The organism is Pelagibacterium xiamenense, assembly GCF_021166475.1.
In the GTDB taxonomy this organism is placed as follows: domain Bacteria; phylum Pseudomonadota; class Alphaproteobacteria; order Rhizobiales; family Devosiaceae; genus Pelagibacterium; species Pelagibacterium xiamenense.
On record NZ_JAJOYS010000001.1, the window covers coordinates 809,850 to 829,669 of the forward strand.

17 protein-coding genes and 1 pseudogene are annotated in these 19,820 nt (G+C 62.1%); 10 read left to right on the top strand and 8 right to left on the bottom strand.

Translation table 11 applies throughout. From position 1 onward, the window contains the following. Window positions 1-13: 13 nt before the first annotated feature. Together LSG43_RS03960 and LSG43_RS03965 are read left to right on the top strand one after the other, a co-directional pair. Window positions 14-1,675, top strand: a complete 1,662-nt coding sequence (locus LSG43_RS03960; protein WP_231801463.1) for an ABC transporter ATP-binding protein — start codon at window positions 14-16, stop codon at window positions 1,673-1,675. A gap of 18 nt (window positions 1,676-1,693) precedes the next feature. Then, window positions 1,694-3,058 carry an alpha-glucosidase/alpha-galactosidase gene (locus LSG43_RS03965; RefSeq protein ID WP_231801465.1) on the top strand — a complete coding sequence of 455 codons (1,365 nt, stop codon included), beginning with the start codon at window positions 1,694-1,696 and terminating at the stop codon, window positions 3,056-3,058. Between the two features lie 168 nt (window positions 3,059-3,226). Here the strand turns inward: LSG43_RS03965 and LSG43_RS03970 are convergent, their stop codons facing one another. The 6 genes and pseudogenes from LSG43_RS03970 to LSG43_RS03995 form a co-directional block, all read right to left on the bottom strand. Then, window positions 3,227-4,768, bottom strand: coding sequence for a tryptophan halogenase family protein (locus LSG43_RS03970; protein WP_231801467.1), 1,542 nt, complete (start codon window positions 4,766-4,768; stop codon window positions 3,227-3,229). Between the two features lie 115 nt (window positions 4,769-4,883). Then, window positions 4,884-5,177 carry a type II toxin-antitoxin system RelE/ParE family toxin gene (locus LSG43_RS03975; protein WP_231801469.1) on the bottom strand — a complete coding sequence of 98 codons (294 nt, stop codon included), beginning with the start codon at window positions 5,175-5,177 and terminating at the stop codon, window positions 4,884-4,886. Then, a complete protein-coding gene (locus tag LSG43_RS03980) occupies window positions 5,165-5,437 on the bottom strand; it encodes a CopG family ribbon-helix-helix protein (protein ID WP_231801471.1) in 273 nt (90 codons plus the stop codon). The genes LSG43_RS03975 and LSG43_RS03980 overlap by 13 nt, the downstream gene beginning before the upstream one ends. A gap of 103 nt (window positions 5,438-5,540) precedes the next feature. Next, window positions 5,541-5,834, bottom strand: a complete 294-nt coding sequence (locus tag LSG43_RS03985) for a HigA family addiction module antitoxin (RefSeq protein ID WP_231801472.1) — start codon at window positions 5,832-5,834, stop codon at window positions 5,541-5,543. Between the two features lie 8 nt (window positions 5,835-5,842). Continuing rightward, a pseudogene (locus LSG43_RS03990) lies at window positions 5,843-6,125 on the bottom strand (type II toxin-antitoxin system RelE/ParE family toxin). Window positions 6,126-6,191: 66 nt separating this feature from the next. Next, window positions 6,192-7,634, bottom strand: a complete 1,443-nt coding sequence (locus LSG43_RS03995; RefSeq protein ID WP_231801473.1) for an alpha-glucosidase/alpha-galactosidase — start codon at window positions 7,632-7,634, stop codon at window positions 6,192-6,194. A gap of 104 nt (window positions 7,635-7,738) precedes the next feature. On the opposite strand from LSG43_RS03995, the gene LSG43_RS04000 reads away from it, so the two are divergent. From LSG43_RS04000 to LSG43_RS04035, 8 genes are all read left to right on the top strand, one after another. Continuing rightward, window positions 7,739-8,608: a helix-turn-helix domain-containing protein gene (locus LSG43_RS04000; RefSeq protein ID WP_231801474.1), complete on the top strand. Its 870-nt coding sequence runs from the start codon at window positions 7,739-7,741 to the stop codon at window positions 8,606-8,608. Between the two features lie 110 nt (window positions 8,609-8,718). Then, a complete protein-coding gene (locus LSG43_RS04005; protein ID WP_231801475.1) occupies window positions 8,719-9,648 on the top strand; it encodes an ArsR/SmtB family transcription factor in 930 nt (309 codons plus the stop codon). Window positions 9,649-9,767: 119 nt separating this feature from the next. Next, window positions 9,768-11,279, top strand: coding sequence for an arabinosylfuranosidase ArfA (gene arfA, locus LSG43_RS04010; protein WP_231801476.1), 1,512 nt, complete (start codon window positions 9,768-9,770; stop codon window positions 11,277-11,279). A 402-nt stretch (window positions 11,280-11,681) separates the two neighbouring features. Continuing rightward, window positions 11,682-13,592, top strand: coding sequence for an ABC transporter substrate-binding protein (locus LSG43_RS04015; protein WP_231801477.1), 1,911 nt, complete (start codon window positions 11,682-11,684; stop codon window positions 13,590-13,592). A gap of 106 nt (window positions 13,593-13,698) precedes the next feature. Further along, on the top strand, window positions 13,699-14,703 hold the full coding sequence (locus LSG43_RS04020; RefSeq protein WP_231801478.1) for an ABC transporter permease: 1,005 nt from the start codon (window positions 13,699-13,701) through the stop codon (window positions 14,701-14,703). Between the two features lie 3 nt (window positions 14,704-14,706). After that, window positions 14,707-15,567 carry an ABC transporter permease gene (locus LSG43_RS04025; RefSeq protein ID WP_231801479.1) on the top strand — a complete coding sequence of 287 codons (861 nt, stop codon included), beginning with the start codon at window positions 14,707-14,709 and terminating at the stop codon, window positions 15,565-15,567. Continuing rightward, window positions 15,567-16,595: an ABC transporter ATP-binding protein gene (locus LSG43_RS04030; protein WP_231801481.1), complete on the top strand. Its 1,029-nt coding sequence runs from the start codon at window positions 15,567-15,569 to the stop codon at window positions 16,593-16,595. Before LSG43_RS04025 ends, LSG43_RS04030 begins: the two co-directional genes overlap by 1 nt. Further along, on the top strand, window positions 16,592-17,503 hold the full coding sequence (locus tag LSG43_RS04035; protein WP_231801484.1) for an ABC transporter ATP-binding protein: 912 nt from the start codon (window positions 16,592-16,594) through the stop codon (window positions 17,501-17,503). The genes LSG43_RS04030 and LSG43_RS04035 overlap by 4 nt, the downstream gene beginning before the upstream one ends. On the opposite strand, the gene LSG43_RS04040 is transcribed toward LSG43_RS04035, so the two are convergent. After that, window positions 17,500-17,808, bottom strand: coding sequence for a hypothetical protein (locus LSG43_RS04040; RefSeq protein ID WP_231801489.1), 309 nt, complete (start codon window positions 17,806-17,808; stop codon window positions 17,500-17,502). The genes LSG43_RS04035 and LSG43_RS04040 overlap by 4 nt on opposite strands. A gap of 107 nt (window positions 17,809-17,915) precedes the next feature. Continuing rightward, window positions 17,916-19,766, bottom strand: a complete 1,851-nt coding sequence (locus LSG43_RS04045) for a glycosyltransferase (RefSeq protein WP_231801491.1) — start codon at window positions 19,764-19,766, stop codon at window positions 17,916-17,918. Between the last annotated feature and the right edge of the window lie 54 nt (window positions 19,767-19,820).

Genomic DNA, 19,820 nt, shown 5'->3' on the forward strand with positions numbered 1-19,820 from the left:
GGAGGACTGCGATATGACCCAGGATACTCTTGCACCCTCCGAACGGCACGATATCGGCACGCACGGCCGCGAACTGATCCTCGACGCGCGCAACGTCGCTGTCGACTTCAAGGTCGAGGGCGGGACCGTGCATGCGGTCAAGGACGTCTCCTTCCAGCTCCATAAAGGCGAGACCATCGCGCTTGTGGGGGAATCCGGATCGGGCAAATCGGTGACCGCGCGGACTGTGATGCGGCTTCTGACCAAGCGCGCGACGATCCTGCCGGGGACGCAGATCACATTGAAGGGGCAGGACATCGTCGCCATGAGCGACAAGGACATGCGCAAGCTCCGGGGCAACGACGTCGCGATGATCTTCCAGGAGCCGATGAGCTCCTTGAACCCGGTCTATACCATCGGCCAGCAGCTCTGCGAGATCCTGCATCTGCACAACAAGATGTCGCGCAAGGAGGCGATGGACCGGGCGCGCGAACTGCTCGAGGAGGTTCAGATCCCCGAGCCGGCAGCGCGGCTAAAACAGTACCCGCACCAGCTCTCGGGCGGGCAGCGCCAGCGCGTAATGATCGCCATGGCGCTCGCCAACCGCCCCGAGGTGCTGATCGCCGACGAGCCCACGACGGCGCTGGACGTCACGGTGCAGGCGCAGATTTTGCACCTGATCAAGGATTTGAAGGACCGCTACGGCATGGCGGTGATCCTGATCACGCACGATCTGACGATCGTCCGGCAATTCTCCGAATACGTCTATGTGATGCAGAACGGGGCGGTGCAGGAGCACAACGAGACCGAAGCGCTTTTTGCCAATCCGCAGCATGCCTATACGCGGCACCTGCTGGCGTCCGAACCCAAGGGCGTGGCCAATCCGCTTGTCGGGGCGCACGATACCGTGCTCGAGGGCAAGGATGTGCGGGTGTCGTTTACCTTGAAGCGCGGCGGGTTCTTCAAGCCCGACTATTTCGACCTCGTTGCCGTCGACAATCTCGACATCAAGCTCCAACGCCACGAAACGCTCGGGCTTGTGGGCGAGAGCGGATCGGGCAAGACAACGTTCGGGCAGGCGCTCATTCGGCTGATCGGCAATCAGGGCGGCGAGATCTTCTTCGACGGCGAGCCGATCCATACGCGCGACCGCAAGGCCATGCGGCCCTTGCGCTCGCGCATGCAGGTCGTGTTCCAGGACCCGTTCGCCTCATTGAACCCGCGCATGTCGATCCGCCAGATCATCGAGGAGGGGCTGATCGTCAATGGGATCGGCGCCAATACCAGGGAGCGCGTCAATCGCGTGCGGCAGGCGCTGGTTGACGCGGGGATGCCCGACACCATCCTCAACCGCTTCCCGCACGAATTTTCGGGCGGCCAGCGCCAGCGCATCGCGATCGCGCGCGCCATCGCGCTCGAACCCGAATTCATCCTGTTGGACGAGCCGACCTCCGCGCTCGACCTTTCGGTACAGGCCCAGATCATAGCACTCCTGCGCAAGCTGCAGGACGAGAAGGGTCTCTCCTACGTCTTCATCTCGCACGACCTCAAGGTCGTCCGCGCCCTTTGCCATCGGGTGATGGTCATGCAGTTCGGCAAGATCGTCGAAGAAGGGCCCGTCAGCGAGGTGCTGACCAATCCAAAAACGGACTATACGGCCCGGCTCGTCCGCGCCGCGTTTGAAATCGCCGCCTAGTATTTCGGAGACTTTCCCATGGCACACCCCAAAATTGCATTCATCGGCGCCGGCTCGACCGTCTTCATGAAGAACATCGTCGGCGACATCCTCCAGCGCGAGGCGCTTTCGGGCGCGCATGTGGCGCTGATGGACGTCAATCCGACCCGGCTCGAAGAGAGCGAGATCGTCGTCTCCAAGATCATCAAGACCCTTGGCGTATCCGCGACCGTCTCGACGACGCTCGACCGGCGCACCGCCCTCGAGGGCGCGGATTTCGTCGTCGTCGCCTTCCAGATCGGCGGCTACGAGCCCTCGACCGTGATCGACTTCGAGGTGCCCAAGAAATTCGGGCTCCGCCAGACCATCGCCGATACGCTCGGTGTCGGCGGCATCATGCGCGGGGTCCGGACGGTGCCGCATCTCTGGGCGATCTGCGAGGACATGCTCGAGGTGTGTCCCGAGGCGATCATGCTCCAGTATGTGAACCCGATGGCGATCAACACCTGGGCGATCGCGGAGAAATACCCGCAGATCAAGCAGGTCGGGCTCTGCCACTCGGTGCAGGGCACGGCGCACGAACTCGCGCGCGATCTCGGCATTCCGCTCGAAAAGATCCGCTACCGCTCGGCGGGCATCAACCACATGGCGTTCTACTTGAAGTTCGAGGAGCGCATGGAGGACGGGTCTTACCGCAACCTCTATCCCGACCTTCTGCAGGGCTATCTCGAAGGCCGGCTGCCCAAGCACCGCGCCATGTCGCGTTGCCCCAACAAGGTGCGCTACGAAATGCTGCGCCGGCTCGGCTATTTCGTCACCGAAAGCTCCGAGCACTTTGCCGAGTATACGCCCTATTTCATCAAGGAGGGCCGCGAGGACCTTATCGAGAAATTCGGCGTGCCGCTCGACGAGTATCCCAAGCGCTGCATCGAACAGATCGAGCGTTGGAAAGTCCAGGCCGAGGAATACCGCAATGCCGACACCATCGAGGTCAAGGCCAGCCACGAATATGCCTCGGAGATCGTCAACGCGGTCTGGACCGGCCAGCCGGCGATCATCTACGGCAATGTGCGCAACAATGGCTGCATCACGTCGCTGCCGGCCAACTGCGCGGCCGAAGTGCCGTGCCTCGTCGACGCATCGGGCATCCAGCCGACCCATATCGGCGAATTGCCGCCGCAACTGACGGCGCTGATGCGCACCAACATCAATGTGCAGGAATTGACCGTCAAAGCGCTCATGACCGAGAACCGAGAGCATATCTACCACGCAGCGATGATGGACCCGCATACGGCCGCGGAACTCGATCTCGACCAGATCTGGCAGCTGGTCGACGCGCTTCTTGAGGCGCATGGCGACATGCTGCCCGCCTGGGCGCGGATCGATCGCAAGCACGTGGCTTAGTGATAGGGCACGATTACGGTCTTGCCGTCCCCACCCCTAACCCCTCCCCACAAGGGGGAGGGGGATGAGGCGGTGCACGTTGCAATGCATTGCCCGGCCGCAAATAGAGCTCAGTCTCCCTCCCCTTGATGGGGAGGGACTAAGGGTGGCAGCGCGTTTGGGACTGCGCTACCCCATCTCCCGCACGAGCCGCAAGAACTCCGCGTGCCCCAGGGCCTTGGTCGCGGCCTGCTTGTACTCCTTGACCAGCCCGTCATAGGTCTTTTTCGCAAAGCTCCGCAGCTTCGGGTCGCGCGCCATCTCCGCTTTCGCGACATCCCTATCGAGAAGTCCCAGCCCGTCGAGGACGGGATAGTAAAGCTGCGTTTCGATATGCGGCAGGCCGTCGAGGTAGTCGGGAAAGTGCGACCGGCGCGGCATGTCTTGCTGCCAGCGGTCATGCCGCGCGCGGGTTTCGGGGTGGATACGGTGGGCGCGGACGTCGCGCCAGAAGGGCGTATCGTCGCGCTCGGTCATGTAGTGCATGTTGACGAAGGTGCGGAAATCGTCGACCTGACGGCCGACGCGGGCGTTGTAATCGTCGCGGTTGGCGGGTGTCATCTTCTCGGGGTCGTCGAGGAAGCGGCCGGCGAAAAGCATCATCTGGACGATCGTGCCGTGGATCGAGGTGGATTCGAGCGGTTCGAGGAAGCTCGAGGAAAGCCCCACCGCGAGACAGTTGCCGATCCATGGCGTTTCGAGCCGCCCGATGGAAAAGGGGATATCCCCGCGCGTCTCGACGGGGTGCCCGAGCGCCGCTTCGACTTCGGCTTTCGCTTCGTCGGGGGTGAGGAACGCATCGGAATAAACGTAGCCGCAGCCATAGCGGAACTGCGTGGGGATCTGCCACATCCAGCCCGAGCTTTGCGCCCAGGCGCGGGTATAGTTGGCGATCTCGGCGCCCTCTTCAATGTCGATCCAGAAGGGCAGGGCGCGGTTGACCGGCAGTTCCTGGGCATAGGATTTCCACGCCGCGCCGAGTTCCTTGACGATAAGCTGCTTGCGGAAGCCGGTGGCGTCGATGAAGAAATCGGCGGGAAGCCTGCCGCCGTCATCGAGAACGAGCGCGGCGATATCGCCGGTTTCCGTGTCGCGCTCGACGCCCGAAACCAGCGCATCGACCACCTCGACGCCCTTGGACTTCGAGGCGAAGAACTTGCCCACGAGCGCCTGGTCGAAATGATAGGCGTGGTGGAAGGGGCCGAGGGGGATGAGCGATCCGTCGGGCTTTTGCGCGTAGGGGGCTTTTTTGCGTTCGAGCAAGGGGCCGAACATGTGCATGTCTGCGACCGGCTTGCCGGCGGAGACCGCATAGACGTTGAGATAGTCGTCGGGTGTTCCCGGCGGGACGGCCACGACCTGATGGGGGTCGTCTATTGGGCCGAAATAGCTAAACCCCTTCCGCCGCCAATCCTCGTGCTTGATGCCGAGCTTGAAGGTGGCTTCGGTCTTGCGCAAGAATTCGAACTCGTCGATGCCGAAATGCTTGATGAGCACGCGGAAGGCCGCTGTCGTCGCCTCGCCGACGCCGACGGTGGGGATTTTCGAGGATTCGACGACCTTGATCCTAAGATCGAGCTTTTTACGCCGCGCGCTGTCTTGAATGATGAAGGCCGCGATCCACCCCGCCGTGCCGCCCCCGACAATGACGAATTCGATAGGCTTTGCCATACGTTATCCTCTTCCCGTCCGGGAAGATTATGGCGACCCGGAATGGGCGGCAAGGGTGCGGATGATGGCAGGATGCGGTTTCTTTAGAACCCGGAAAAACTGGCGCAAGCGCCGTTCAATATCCGGCTTCCTTCTGGTGCCGGAAAGCGAGGATATACACGGCATCATGTGAAGGAGCATGGCGATAAAGCGCGACGTATCCCGTATCGCCGAACGGGATGACGAGCTCTCGCAAATCCACTTCGCCCTCGAATGGCCGACCGATGTCAGGACTGTGCTGCAGTTGCAAAAAGTGGTCCTTGATCGCCTTTGCAGCCCGACCGGACGCTAACGAAGTCTTGCCCGCAAGAAATTCGAGACACCGGGCAATGCCGCGTCGTGCGTCTTCGGTAACAATCAGGTGTGGCACTCAGGGGCGTCCTGCTCGTCGTCAGTGCCCCAGGTATCGAGCCAGGCAAAGACCTCCTCGCCTGTGAGGTGCAATCCCGTTTCCTGGAAGTGGGCCCAAGACGCCAAGGCCTCTTGCTTGAAGCTTTCGCGCGCCTCCTCGCGCTCGACATATTCCCGGATCGCCTCGCGCATGATCCAATGCGCGGACCGGCGGCGTTGGCCGGCGAGCGTTTGCACGCGCGCCTTGAGGTCGTCGTCGATCTTGACCGAGGTTGCCATCGCATTTCTCTTTATCGAGAAGTAATACCTTTCGATAAGATAGCGTCTTTATGTGGCTTTGTCGAATGAGAGGTGCGTGCCAATTTGCGGGATCGGCGCCCTTTCAGGCCGCGTGCGGCCGGATGGTTTCGGCGATCTGTGCGCCTACCGCGTCACGCGCGGTCTCCAGATCGTACGTTGTCTGCATGCCGACCCAGAACTCTGCCGTCGTGCCAAAAAACCGCGCAAGGCGCAGTGCGGTATCGGGCGTGATCGCGCGCTTGCCGTGGACAATCTCGCTGATGCGGATCTGGGGCACGTTAAGGGCCCTGGCGAGCGCATATTGGCTCAAGCCCATTGGCTTGAGGAAATCTTCCAAGAGAACTTCGCCGGGGTGAACTGGACCGAAATCAGGCATAACACACCTCAATGATATTCGACGATTTCGACGTCATAGGCGTCGCCGTCACGCCACTCGAAACATACGCGCCACTGGTCGTTGATGCGTATGCTGAACTGGCCGGCGCGATTACCGTGCAGCGCCTCCAGTCTGTTGCCCGGGCGGGACGCGAAGATCAGTCAGCTCGCGGGCATTGTGGATTTGCATCAGCTTGCGGTAACCATCCTTGATAACGTCTTCGGGAACACCTTTGACGAAGCGGCGCTGCCACGCCGTTTCGGCAGCCTTGTTCCCGAACGACTTTATCATGAGGGTATGCTAACGCATCGCGTGTGCTATCGCAATGCGTTAGGTGTGCGTCTGTGGCGCAGCGTCTCACCCCGCGCTGCGCAGTTCCTCGACGCTCCGCACTTTCCGGCGCGCGGCGCCTTCCCATTCGCGGGTCTTGACCGTGGATTTCGCCATGCGCTCCTTCGCCGCCGGGACGGCATCGGCATATTGCGGCAGCCATTCGGCTTGGGCGACGACAAGTTCGTCCACCATGGCCCAGACCTCGTCCGGAGTGCAGATGGCGCCCACGAGCGGGTCGTGCAGGACGGCGAGCTTCAGAAGGTCGATATCGCCGGTCATCGCCGCTTCGACGCTCATGCGCTGGACGGAGATGGACGCCGAGCACGTCGCCGCGCAGGCGAGCGGCAGTTCGATGCCTTCGATCATGTTGAGGCCGAACCGATCGACGAAGCCGGGACTTTCGATGATGGCGTCTTCGGGCAGGTTGCGGATGATCCCGTTGTTGCGGACGTTGAAATGCCCGCGATAGACCCGGCCGGTTTCGATGGCCTCGATGATCCAAGAAGCGTGCTCGGAGGTGCGCTTGTGATCGGAAAGCGGCTTTTCGGCCTCCTTGAGGAATTTCGGGAAGTCGGTTTCGAACCAGTTGCGCTGCTCGGTGGTGTGGCGCAGATAGCCGCCGGTTTCCCCATGGATCCAGTCGCTCATGTCGATCCAGCGGTCGAGCTCCTCGGGGCGCTTGCGGTACCAGGGGAGGTATTCCGAAAGGTGCCCGTTGGATTCGGTGGAATAAACCCCGAAGCGTTTGAGGACGTCGATGCGGAGCTTTTCCTGCCTGGAATAGACAGGATGCTTTTCGAACCCGGCGATCAGTTCGTCCTTTTCGATCTTCCGGCCCCTGGCCCGAATGTCGATGTACCAGGTCTGGTGATTGATGCCCGAGCAGACATAGTCGAGCTCGTCGAGTTCGACGCCCAGGACCCGTGCGATCTGCTCGGCGCCGTGCTGGACGCCGTGGCACAGACCGATGGTCTCGACCCCGCCATGGGCGTTGGCCGCCCAGGTGTTCATGGCCATGGGATTGGCGTAGTTGAGGAACTTGGCGCCCGGTTCGGCGACCTCCCGGATGTCCTTGCAGAAATCGAGAATGACCGGGATGTTGCGCTGACCGTAAAGGATGCCGCCGGCACACAGCGTATCGCCCACGCACTGGTCGACCCCGTATTTCAGCGGGATGGAAATGTCCGAAGAGAACGCTTCGAGCCCGCCCACGCGCACGCAGCTCATGATGTAGCGCGCGCCGGTCAGCGCCTCGCGGCGGTCGGTCGTGGCGGTGACCCTGGCCGGCAGGTTGTTGACCGAAACGATCTTCTCGATGATCTGACGGATCATATCGAGATTGTGCGGATTGATATCGGTCAAAGCGATTTCGATATCAGCGAATTCGGGAACCTTGAAGAGGTCCGAAACCAGCCGCTTGGTGAACCCGACCGACCCAGCGCCGATGATGGCGACCTTGAAGCTCATGAGCTTTCCTCCATGCGATATCCGGCCTTGCGCCGTCTTGTCCAACCCCTAGCGCAGCGGCGCGCGGCGGTGTAGACAAAGGTTGTGCCAAATAGGGTAATTTCATGCTATCCGACCTCATCGCACACGGCCACGGCATGCGTCAGCTCTCAAGCGGGAAATCCGATGTCGGGCTTTTCTGCATGGCGGCGGGCGCGGGCTATGAACTGCGTGTCAACGAGATCTATTCCTGGGATGGATTGCGGCGCGGAGACACGCCGTTCGCACTGATCCAGCACACCATATCGGGCGAAGGCCGGCTCGTTTTTGCGGGGGCCAATCACCGACTCGGGCCGGGCGAGACAATGCTGCTGACATTCCCGCACGCCAATCGGTACTGGCTCGAATATGGCAGGAGCTGGGAGTATTTTTGGATCATCCTCGCAGGCCGGGAAGCGTTGCGCGTGGCCGGTGCGGTGCTGTCGGCGCGCGGACCGGTGCTGAGGCCCGCACAGTCGGCCGTCGACCGGATGGCGGACGGTTGCCTCAAGCTGCTGGCGCGAACCGATGCGACGCCCGGGGAGACATCGGCCGCCGCCTACGGCGCCATAATGGCGCTCTATGACGAGGCGTTCAGTACACCCGCGCCGGTGGATGCGCCGCCCCCGCGGATCGAGCGCGCGGCCCGCTTTGTCCATACCCATCTTTCCGGACAACTCGACGTCGACAGCCTCGCGCGGGTGGCCGGAATGAGCAGGGCACATTTCGTGCGCGCGTTCGCCGCTGCGATGGGCACGCCTCCGTCCGACTACGTCTTCGCCGCGCGCGTGGCGCGCGCCGAGCGCATGCTGCTGGCGACCGATGCGACGGTGAACGCGGTGGCGCAGGCGTGTGGATTCGCGAACGCCAACTATTTCGCCAAGGCCTTTCGGCGGGTCCACGGCAGTTCACCGAGCGAATTCAGGCAGAGCAGGCGCCGCGAAGGGACGTCCTGAGACCGAATGCGACAGTTTTGTTGCGGCGGACTGGATTCTATCAGAAAAGCTGATACACCTCTTTGCGTGACATGTTCGGAAGCGAAACCGGCTTGGGGGCTGGATATTTTATGACGCGTAATTTTCTTGTCGTTGATCCCGAGGAGGGGATGGCGGTGCTCAAGGGGCTCGCCTCGCCGGTCCGGGTGAAAATATTGAAGCTGCTCCACGAAAGGGGATCGCAGAACGTCAACGACATCGCCCGCATCCTCGATCTGCCCCAGTCGACGATATCGTCCAACGTGTCGATCCTCGAGGAGGCCGGATTGGTGCGCTCCGAGACCCAGAAGGCGCGCAAGGGCAACCAGAAGATCTGCCACTCGACCTTCGACGAGGTGCTCGTTGCCTTCAAGGAGGATATCGCCAAGGTGAAGGGCGGGCACATCGAGGTCTCGATGCCTTTGGGGCTCTATACGAGTTGCGATGTGCTGGCCCCGTGCGGTCTGTGCACGCCGGACGGCGTGGTGGGGCTTCTGGACGTGCCCGACACCTTTCTCGACCCCGAGCGCATGCGCGCGGCGCTGATCTGGTTCACCCGCGGGCACGTGGAGTATCAGTTCCCGAACAATGCCAAACTTTCCGATACGGAAATCGAGGCCATCGAATTTTCCATGGAGCTGTCGTCCGAAGTGCCGGGCACAAGTGCGGATTGGCCTTCCGATATCACCATCTGGGTGAACGGCACCGACATCGGAACCTGGACCTCGCCGGGGGATTACGGCGACAAGCGCGGCGTCTATACGCCGGACTGGTGGAAGCTCAAGGGTTCGCAATACGGCAAGCTCAAAACCTTCCGCGTAACCAGGGACGGCAGCTATGTCGACGGGATGAGGATCTCCCCGGTGAACCTTTCGGACCTCGATATCTCCGCGCACCACTCGATCCGTCTGCGCGTGGGTATTCGCGACAACGCGACCCGCCCGGGCGGCATCAATATCTTCGGGCGCGGCTTCGGCAATTACGACCAGGACATCGTGATGCGGATCTATCAGGCGCGCTAGCGCCGGTCCGCACGCCAAACTTTTTTATCCCCGCCCGCAATCGGCGCGTTGACAAGCACGACCTTATCAATCATTAATTCCGATACATATCGAAAAACCTGCGACAAAGGGGAGGGGCAATGAAAGCCACTGCGGTTGCTCATAAAGATTTCACGATTTCCACGATCGACGATCGCGTGTACGGCGCGTTTCTCGAGCATCTCGGGCGCGCGATCTATTCGGGCATCTACGAGCCCGATCACCCCAGTGCCGATGAAAACGGCATGCGCACTGACGTGATCGATCTGGTCAAGGAACTCGACGTCCCGGTGGTGCGCTATCCCGGGGGGAACTTCGTGTCCGCCTACAACTGGGAAGACGGCATCGGGCCGAAGGAAGACCGCCCGACCCGGCTGGATCTCGCATGGCATACCTCCGACAGCAACGAGGTCGGCGTGCATGAATTCGCCGATTGGTGCGCCTCTGTCGGTACCGAGATGATGCTGGCGGTGAACCTGGGTTCGCGCGGGCTCGATGCGGCGCGCAATTTCGTCGAATACGTCAACCACCCCGGCGGCAGCTACTGGAGCGATCTGCGCAAGAAGAACGGTCGCGAAGAGCCCTGGAACGTCAAGCTCTGGTGCCTGGGCAACGAGATGGACGGCCCCTGGCAGATCGGTCACAAGGATGCCGAGGAATACGGCAAGCTCGCCGCCGAGACCGCCAAGGCGATCCGGGCCTTCGATAAATCCCTCGAGCTCGTGGTGTGCGGGTCAAGCCATTCCAACATGCCCACCTACCCCCAGTGGGAAGCGACCGTGCTCGAGCACACCTATGACGAGGTGGACTACATCTCGCTGCACATGTACTTCGGCAACCGCGATAACAATACGGCCAAGTATCTGGCGCTCAACGAGAAGCTGGACGATTACATCGAGTCCGTTGCGGGCGTCATCAAATACATCAAGGCCAAACGGCGCTCCAAGAAGGACGTCTATATCTCTTTCGACGAGTGGAACGTCTGGTACCACTCCAACGAGCAGGACCGGAAAATCCTCGAAGGCAATGAGGGTTGGCCGCATGCGCCGGCGCTGCTCGAGGATATCTACAATTTCGAGGACGTGCTGCAGGTGGGGCTCATCCTCAACACGTTCATCCGGCGATCCGACGTGGTCAAGATCGCGTGCATTGCCCAGCTCGTGAACGTGATCGCACCGATCATGACCGAAAAAGGCGGGCCGGCCTGGCGCCAGACGATCTACTACCCCTACTACTTCGCCTCGCGGTACGGCCGTGGCACGGCGCTCGATGTAACGGTGGATTGCCCGACCTATGACAGCGAGGACTTCAAGGGCGTGCCCTATGCCGACGTCTCGGCGGTGCACGACGAAGAGGCCGGGACGATCACGGTCTTTGCGGTCAACCGGCACGACAGCGAGGCGGTGGATCTGGCCCTCGATCTGCAAGGGTTCGGCGACCTCAAGGTCATCGACCATCAGGTCATGACCCATGCCGACCTCAAGGCGGTCAACTCCAAGAGCAAGATGGACGAGGTCGCGCCGAAAAAGGGCGAGGGCGCGTCGGTTTCCGGCGGGAAACTGGCGGTTTCGCTGCCCGCTTATTCGTACCAGATGGTGCGGTTGGGGCGGTAAGAATAGGCTGGCGCGGGATGCCCGCGCCAGCTTGCGGTCTCCTCCCGCCCGTCACCGCCCGGCATGCCCGGGTGATCCAGGCAGCGCACGCGCCAAGCTCCGACGTGCGTCTCTCCCTGCCATTGGATCACACCGATAAATCGGGTGGCGACGGGGTCGGGAGGGGGGTGCGGCGCCGCCAAAGGAGCGCCGTGGGGCGGCTCGAAGGGCCGGGAGCCTTCACCGCACCAGGCCAGTTAGACGTTCGCGTTCAAGGCGCGGGAGGCACATCGCTTCCCGCGCCGTTTTGCTTTCATATCAAAATAGCCGATTTATATCATATAATATGTTGACAGGATCGCATCCTGCGCTAGCATGTCTTAGTGGAATGCTGAGGAGGCATTCTTCTTAAGGGAGGATATTATGCGAAACGTGACGACGCTTTTGGCGTCCCTCGGTCTTGCCGCATCCTTGTTTTCCGCGCCGGTTCTGGCGCAGGAAGACGGGGCAGTGCCGCAGACTGACTTTCCCCGTGAAGAGACGCTGATCGTACACAACCCCGAACCGGCGGCGACGAACCCGTCGATGTTCAACCTGTGGGTGGCCGGTGGCGGCGGTAACGTGTCGAACGGGCTGCAGCAGCTCATGATGGACACGCTGTGGTACATCGATCCCGACGCCGGGCTTGACGGCGCGATCTACAATTCGCTCGCAAGCGATCTCTGGCAGTACAACGACGACTTCACCGAAATGACGGTGAATTTGCGCGAAGGGATCACCTGGAGCGACGGTGAGCCGTTTACGGCCGACGACGTGGTCTTTACCGTCGAAACCCAGATGGCCAACCCGGGGCTTGCCTGGAGCGCGATCCTTAGCGAGAACGTCGAGAGCGTCGAGGCCGTTGACGACCATACGGTCCATTTCACGCTCAGCCAGCCCAATGCGCGCTTCCATTCCATCTTCTCGGTGCGCTGGAACGCGCTCTGGATCATGCCCGAGCACGTCTTTGCCGAGGTTGAGGATCCGCTCTCCTACGACTTCAACGAACCTGTCGGTCTCGGGCCCTATACGCTCCATTCGTTCGATCCCAACGGGTTCTGGTATATCTGGGAAAAGCGCGACGACTGGGAAAACACGACCGTTGCCCAATATGGCGAACCCGGTCCGCAATATGTGATCTATCGGTCGATCCCGGCGATCGACAATCGCCTGATCGACATGGTCAATGGCGACCTCGACATGATCCACGACCTGACACCCGAGGGCATGTTCTCTCTGGTCGAGCAGTCCGAAACGTCGCGTGGCTGGTTCCCGGGCTTCCCCTATGCCCATCCCGATCCGACGCTTCCGATGCTGATCTTCAACACCCAGAACGAGTTGTTCTCGGACAAGCGCGTCCGCTGGGCGCTCGCGCTGATGCTCGACGCGCGCCAGATCTCGATGGCGTCCTATCGCGGTGCGGCGACGCTCTCGGCCATCGCCATCCCGCCGACGGGAACGCATCCGGCGGACTACCATGCGCCGATGGAAGAGTGGCTCGTCAACTACGAGCTCGATCTGGGCAATGGCGAGACCATCCAGCCCTACAATCCCAACACCGGTGCTGAGATTGCCGACATGGTGCGCCCGCAGTTTGAGGACGTGCCGACCGACGAGGCCGCGATCAAGACCGCCTTTGGTTACGGCTGGTGGAAGCAGGATATTGAAGCGGCGACTGCGCTGCTTGAATCCGCCGGCTTCACCAAGCAGGGTAACCAGTGGATGACCCCGGACGGCGCGCCGTTCGCGTTCACCCTCAAAACCTTCGAGGAAGGCGTGATCAACCGCATGGGCACGATGGTCGCTCAGCAGTGGAGCCAGCAGGGCGTTCAGGTGACCCCGGAAGTCGCACCGCAGATTTTCGGTCAGGATCTCCCGCTGGGCGAGTATGAAGTGGCCACGGCCTGGTCGATCGAGACCTGGGGCGGACACCCCGATCTCTCGTTCTTCCTCGATAGCTGGCACTCGGACTTCGTTGTCGAGCCTGGCGAACGTCAGCCCTCGCGCAACTGGCAGCGCTGGGAGCATCCTGAACTCGATGCCCTCATCGAACGCATGCGTGTGACCGAATTCGACTCCGAAGACAACCTGCAGATCGGCCGCGAATTCGTGGAACTGATGGTTGAGGAAATGCCGGTCATTCCGGTCATGAGCTACAACGTGTTCTCCGCCTATGACACGCGGTATTGGACGGGCTTTCCGACTGCAGAAGAAAACCCCTACGCCAACATCGTCACCAACTGGGCGAACTCCAGGTATATCCTGACGCAGCTCGAACCGGCTGGCGCGGAATAAGCGATCCGCCGGTGCCCGGGCTCAGGCCCCGGGCACCGGCTAAGTTCTCTCGCGCGTTTTCGAACACGTCGGAAACGCATAACCGACCTGAGGATCAATCGGGCCGATGCCGAGCTTCATACTTTTCGCATTCAAGCGTTTCCTGCAACTTGCCGCAGTGATCTTCGCGGGCACTTCGCTCGCCTTCGTTGTCGCAAAACTCAGCCCGATCAGTCCGGTGGAAACGATTATCGGGCGTGTGACCAATCGGGCGTCCATGAGCCCCACGGCGATTCAGTCGCTACGCGAGACCTATACCGAACTCTTCGGGCTCGATATTCCACTCTGGCAGCAATATCTCAATTTCTGGGGACGCCTGTTCACGGGCGATTTCGGGCCGTCCCTGGTCGCCTATCCCACGCCCGCGATAGATCTTATTCTTCTCGCCCTGCCGTGGACCGTGGGGCTTCTGACGGTCGCGGTGATCCTCACCTGGATCATCGGCAATCTGCTGGGCGGGCTCGCCGGCTACTATCAGAATTCACGCCTTCTCAAGGCCGTCGGGGTGGTCGCCATCGGCATCCAGCCGATCCCCTATTATATTGTTGCGTTCCTGATGGTCATCATCTTCGGTTATCTCTGGCCTGTCCTGCCGATCTCGGGCGGGTTCGCGATGAACGTCCGGCCCGGCTTCACGCCCCAATTCGTCCTGTCGATCCTCCATCACGCCATCCTGCCGGCGTCTTCGCTGGTGCTGGTGGGGATGGGAACGTGGTTCTTCGGGATGCGGGCGCTGGTCTCCAACATCGTCACCGAGGACTACGTGACCTATGCCGAGCTCGCCGGGGTCGAACAGCGCAAGATCGTCTCGTCCTATGTCATGCGCAATGCCATCGTGCCCCAATTGACCGCGCTGGCCATGGCGCTGGGCGGCATTTTCTCCGGGACGATCATCACGGAGCAGGTTTTCGCCTATCCGGGGCTCGGGACGCTTCTGATCCGTGCCGTCAATGGCGGTGACACCACGCTGGTTCTGGCCGTCTCCTGCATTTCGGTGATCGCGGTGGCAACGGCCATCTTCATCGTCGACCTGCTTCACCCCTTCCTCGATCCGCGCGTAAGGGTGGGCTAAGCCATGTGGACGATTATCAGGGACCTTATCCGCTACAATATCGAGTTCGCCATCGGCGCGATGCTGGTCGGCATCATCGTTATATTCTCGCTTTTGAGCTTCTTTTCGCCTTACGCGCCGAACGACATTTACGTCGTTTTTCCCGACCAGCCGCCCAGCGCCGCGTTCTGGTTCGGCACCAACTCGCGCGGCCAGGACATGTTCTGGAACCTGACCTTCGCGTTCCGCAACACGCTGTTCTTCGGGATCATGGTGGCGGTGCTGTCGCGCATCATATCGATCACCGTCGGACTGCTCGCGGGCTATCTCGGCGGGTGGGTCGACAGGAGCATGATGTTTGTCAACGACATCTTCGTCGCGCTGCCGATCTTCCCGATCCTGATCCTTTTCTATTTCGTGCTGCGCAGCGATCTCAACATGTTCACCCTGGCGCTCATCATGGCGGGCCTCGGCTGGCCGTTCGATGCGCGGCTGATCCGGTCCGTGGCGATTGGGTTGCGGCATCGTGAGTTCACGCGCCATGCCGTCTTTGCAGGCATGTCGCCGGCCAAGATCATGTTCGAGGAGCATCTGCCCTACGTGATGCCGATCGTCTTTTCCACGGCGATGGCGAACATGATCTGGTCCATCGGCTTCGAGGTGACCCTCGGGGTTCTCGGCTTTACCAACCTCAACGTTCCGACGATCGGCACGACGCTTTACTGGGCCAACAATCACTCGGCAATGGTGGTGGGAACCTGGTGGTGGATCATCATTCCCGTGGCCCTGATCATCGCGACATTCCTCGGACTGTTCCTTCTGGCGGTATCCATGAACGAATATATCGATCCGCGTTCGCGCCTGCGGCGCATGGGAGGCGAATGATGGGCGACGTACTCACCGTTCGCAATCTCAAGGCCTACTACCAGATGGCGTATTTCGGCGTCGACCGCGAGGTGCGCGCCGTAGACGATGTTACGCTCACAATTCGCGAGAACGAGATTTACGGCATTGCCGGGGAAAGCTCGTCGGGCAAGACCTCGCTGATCAAGACCTTCGCCGCGGCGATAAGGCCGCCGCTGAAGATCGTTGACGGGTCGATGACGTACCGGTTCGGCGATCTCGAGATCGATCCCTATAAGGCGAGCAAGGAAGACGTCGACGCCATCCGCTGGAAGCACCTTTCCTATATCATGCAAGGCTCGATGAGCCTTCTCAATCCGGTGCGGCGGGTCAAAAAGACGTTCGAGGATTTCGCCTTCAAGCCCATGGGGCTGCCCAGGGCCGAATTCTGGTCGAAGGTGCGGGCGCACCTCGAGCGGTTGGGGCTTTCGCCCAACGTCCTCGAGGCCTATCCGCATCAGCTTTCGGGCGGCATGCGCCAGCGCGTCGTGATCGCGCTGGCGACGGTCTGCCAGCCCGAGTTCGTCATCGCCGACGAACCGACGACGGCGCTCGACGTCGTTGTACAGAAGGACGTGCTGGCCATGATCCGCGACGTGCAGCGTCAGATGCGCTCATCGGTCGTGTTCGTCACCCACGACATGAGCGTGCACGCCAATATCACGGACCGGATCGGCATCGTCTATGCGGGGCGGCTTGTCGAGGAGGGGCCGACGCGGACGCTTTTTACAGCGCCCAAGCACCCCTATACCGCCCACCTGGTCGCTTCCCTGCCGCGCATCGGGGATACGACGCCCAAGGCCGCGCTCGAAGGCCGGCCGCCCAATCTCGCCGATCCGCCCAGCGGCTGCCGGTTCCATCCGCGGTGCCCGCTCGCCATCGAAAAATGCAAGACCGACGTGCCGCCGCTCGAAACCGTGGGGTCCGACCACCGTTCCGCCTGCTGGCGGTCGGACGAGGTGCGCCCGCTCGCGAAAATCGGAACGCCGGAACCGGAGGTAGTCGCATGAGTACCCTGCTCGAGGTCTCCAACGTCTCCATGCGCTTCGTGATGGGTGGGCTCTTTTCGCGCAACCATATCGACGCGGTGGTGGATGCCAACTTCACGCTCTCGGCGGAGAACCCGGAAATCTTCACGATCATCGGCGAATCCGGATCGGGCAAGACGACGCTGGCGCGCATGATCCTGGGGCTCGAAAAGCCGACGGCCGGCGATATTCTCTTCGAGGGCAAGAGCGCCGCCGAGCGCAATACGCGCGCGGCCAGACTCGCGTTCATGCGCCGGGTGCAGCCGGTGTTCCAGAACCCGTTCGAGACCTTCAATCCTCTAAAGCAGGTCGACCGCTATCTCGAGGCGACCGCGCGCTCACTGCTGGGGGCCAGGTCCAAGGCGGATGTCGACGCGGCGATGGACGACGCGCTTCAGAAGGTGGGGCTGAGCCTCAAGGAGATCGCCGGGCGTTACGCGCACGAACTTTCGGGCGGCCAGCTCCAGCGCGTCGCCATCGCCCGCGCGCTCATCCCCAACCCGGCGCTTCTGATTGCCGACGAGCCGGTCTCGATGGTCGACGCCTCGCTGCGCATGTCGATCGTCAATCTGCTCAAGGAATTGCGCGATACCCTCAAGGTTTCGGTGATCTACATCACCCACGACCTTGCGACTGCGTACTACATCTCCGACCGGATCATCATCATGCAGAAGGGCCATGTGGTCGAGATGGGGCCGGCGCGCACCGTGCTCGACACGCCCGAACACCCGTATTCGCAGTTGCTCAAGTCCTCGGTGCTTTCGATCGACGCGGCGGGGATGGGCGATCTGCGGCCCGCCGACCGCGCCATGGCCGAGGCGGCCTGGTCCCGCGCCGGACAGGGGGCGCTGGTCGCCCGCGACGACGGCCGCATGGTGCGCACCGCCTAGAAGCCGGTCACATGCAGGACGAACCAGACCGCGCCGGCCGCCGGCAGCGGTACGAGTGCGACGAGGACCCAGCGCGAATACCCCGCAAGCGCCGTGTTGGCGGTCAAGAGAACGAGGACGAACGCACCGCCGATGTAAACGAGCGTGGCAACGACCAGCGGGAAGATCGAAAGCTCCAGCGCAGGCGAAAAGCTCGCGCCGATGGCGACAACGACGCCCAGCGCCGCTGCACCGAGAAGCCAGCCGCTGCATCCCGGCTTCGCGCCGGGTTCGTTTTGGTTCGGGTCGTCCGGCGTCTCTGCCATTCTCTCTCGCACCGCGTTCCCAATGCCAGGCTTCGAGCCTACGCCATCGGGGCCGGGCTGCATCACCGGCAATCGGGATTTGCCGCAAACGGCGAGCGATTGCAACGTTAGAATGGCCGGCGCCTGCTTGCGCGCAGCGGGCTGGGGAGAAGCCGGCCGAGGCCCAGATGCCGCGTTTTCTCCCAATGGAAGGGCCGATGGACGAGCTCCAGCGTCGCGCGGACAACGGCTGCCCAGGCGAGAAGCCAGTAGACGGGCAGCAGGCAAAGCCACGGCGCGAGGTCCATACGCCCGATCCGCGCGAGCCCGATCAGGTTGATCGCGGCGGTGCCGCTATAGCCGAGCGCGAGGATGCCAGCATGTACCAGCGTCCAGGTATCGACAATGCCGTACTGGGTCAGATTGACGGCCGCGCGCCCGATGACTGCGGAAAGAAACAGCCCGTGCAGTGCGATCGAGAACACCATGCCGCCCACAAAAATGTTGAAGGCGAGAAAATCGCGCCAGCCCAGGTCGTTGAGCAACTGACGCGGGTGCGCATTGTGAACGAGGAAGGTCTGCACCCAGCCCTTCATCCAGCGCGTGCGCTGTTTGATCCAGGCATCGACGGTTTCGGGCGCCTCCTCGCTCGTGAGTGCGGCAAAGCTCGCACAGCGCAGGCCCAGCCGGGCGAGCCGGATGCCCAGATCGGCGTCCTCGGTGACGTTGAACGCATCCCACGCGCCGATGGTCTTGAGTTCTCCGGTGCGGAAATGATTGGACGTACCCCCGAGCGGCATGGGCAGGCGTGTGCGCCCGATCGCCGGCAGCAGAACCGCGAAATGCCCGGCATATTCGCCCGCAAAGAGCGCCGTGAGCCAGTTGTGGTGGCCATTGGTGACGAGCAGTTCCGCCTGGAGGCACGAAATGCCGGGATGGCGCGAAAAGAGCGTGGCGGCGCGGCGCAGCTGCAGGCGTTCGGGCACGTCCTCGGCGTCAAAGACGACCACATGATCGCCGGTGACGAGCGGCAGCGCATAGTTGAGCGCCTTGGGCTTGGTGAACGGCGCGCGGCGCGGCACGACGACAAGCGAAAACCGCTGGTCGTCGAGTTCGGTCTGCACGGCGCTAACCGTTGCAGGGCTCGTGCTCTCGACCACGAAGACGATCTCGAGCTTTTCGGCCGGATAGTCGAGCCGCCGCATCGCCTCTGCGATCTGCGGCACCATGTGGGCCTCGTCGCGCAGGGGGATGAGCACCGAATAGGTGGGGAGCGCGGCATCGTCCAGAAGCTCGGGCGTGTCGAGAACGCCGATACGGTCCGCCGTGGCGGCGGCCCAGATGCGGAAGATCGAGGGAGCGGCAAGGACGATAGTGAGGAACGGCAGAAACAGCGCCTGGACGATCAGCGGAGAAAAGAGGGCCAGTGCCATGAGCGTATAAAGCGCGAGCGTGAAGGCGATCCTGAGCGCCGGGGTCAATTCGAGATGCGAATTGCCCAGGGGGAAGCGCCGCGCGAGGCGCTGTACGGAGGCATCGAGCAGCGCCGCGGCGTTGGCATCGGCGAGCGCCTGCCGCAGAGCACGCGGCGGAACGACGACCAGCCGGCCCGCGAGGCCGGGATCGCGCGAGATGGCCGTCTTGAGGGTCGCGAGAGAGCGGAAATCCGGCGCGATGAAAAGCACCGGATCGCCCGCAACGGTCCCGCGCGCGGTGGAGAGGGTCGCCAGCACATCAAGATCGGCATCCGGGTCGAGACGGGTGACGAAATGCGTCGCTGTTGCGCGAAAGCCGACGCCGAGATAAGTGGCCATGCGTTCGTAAAGGATCGCCGGGCCGATGCCGAACGTCGCCGAGATGACCGCCGCCGGATCCACCCCGAGCGCTTCGGCACGGGCAAGAACCGCCGCCGCGTCGTGCTCGCTCACGCCATCTCCGGCCAGCGCCCTGACGAGCGCGGTATCATGCTCCTGCGTCACAGATGGCCAAGCCCCCAATTGGCATCTGGCGGCAAGCGTATCAATTTGTCAGGG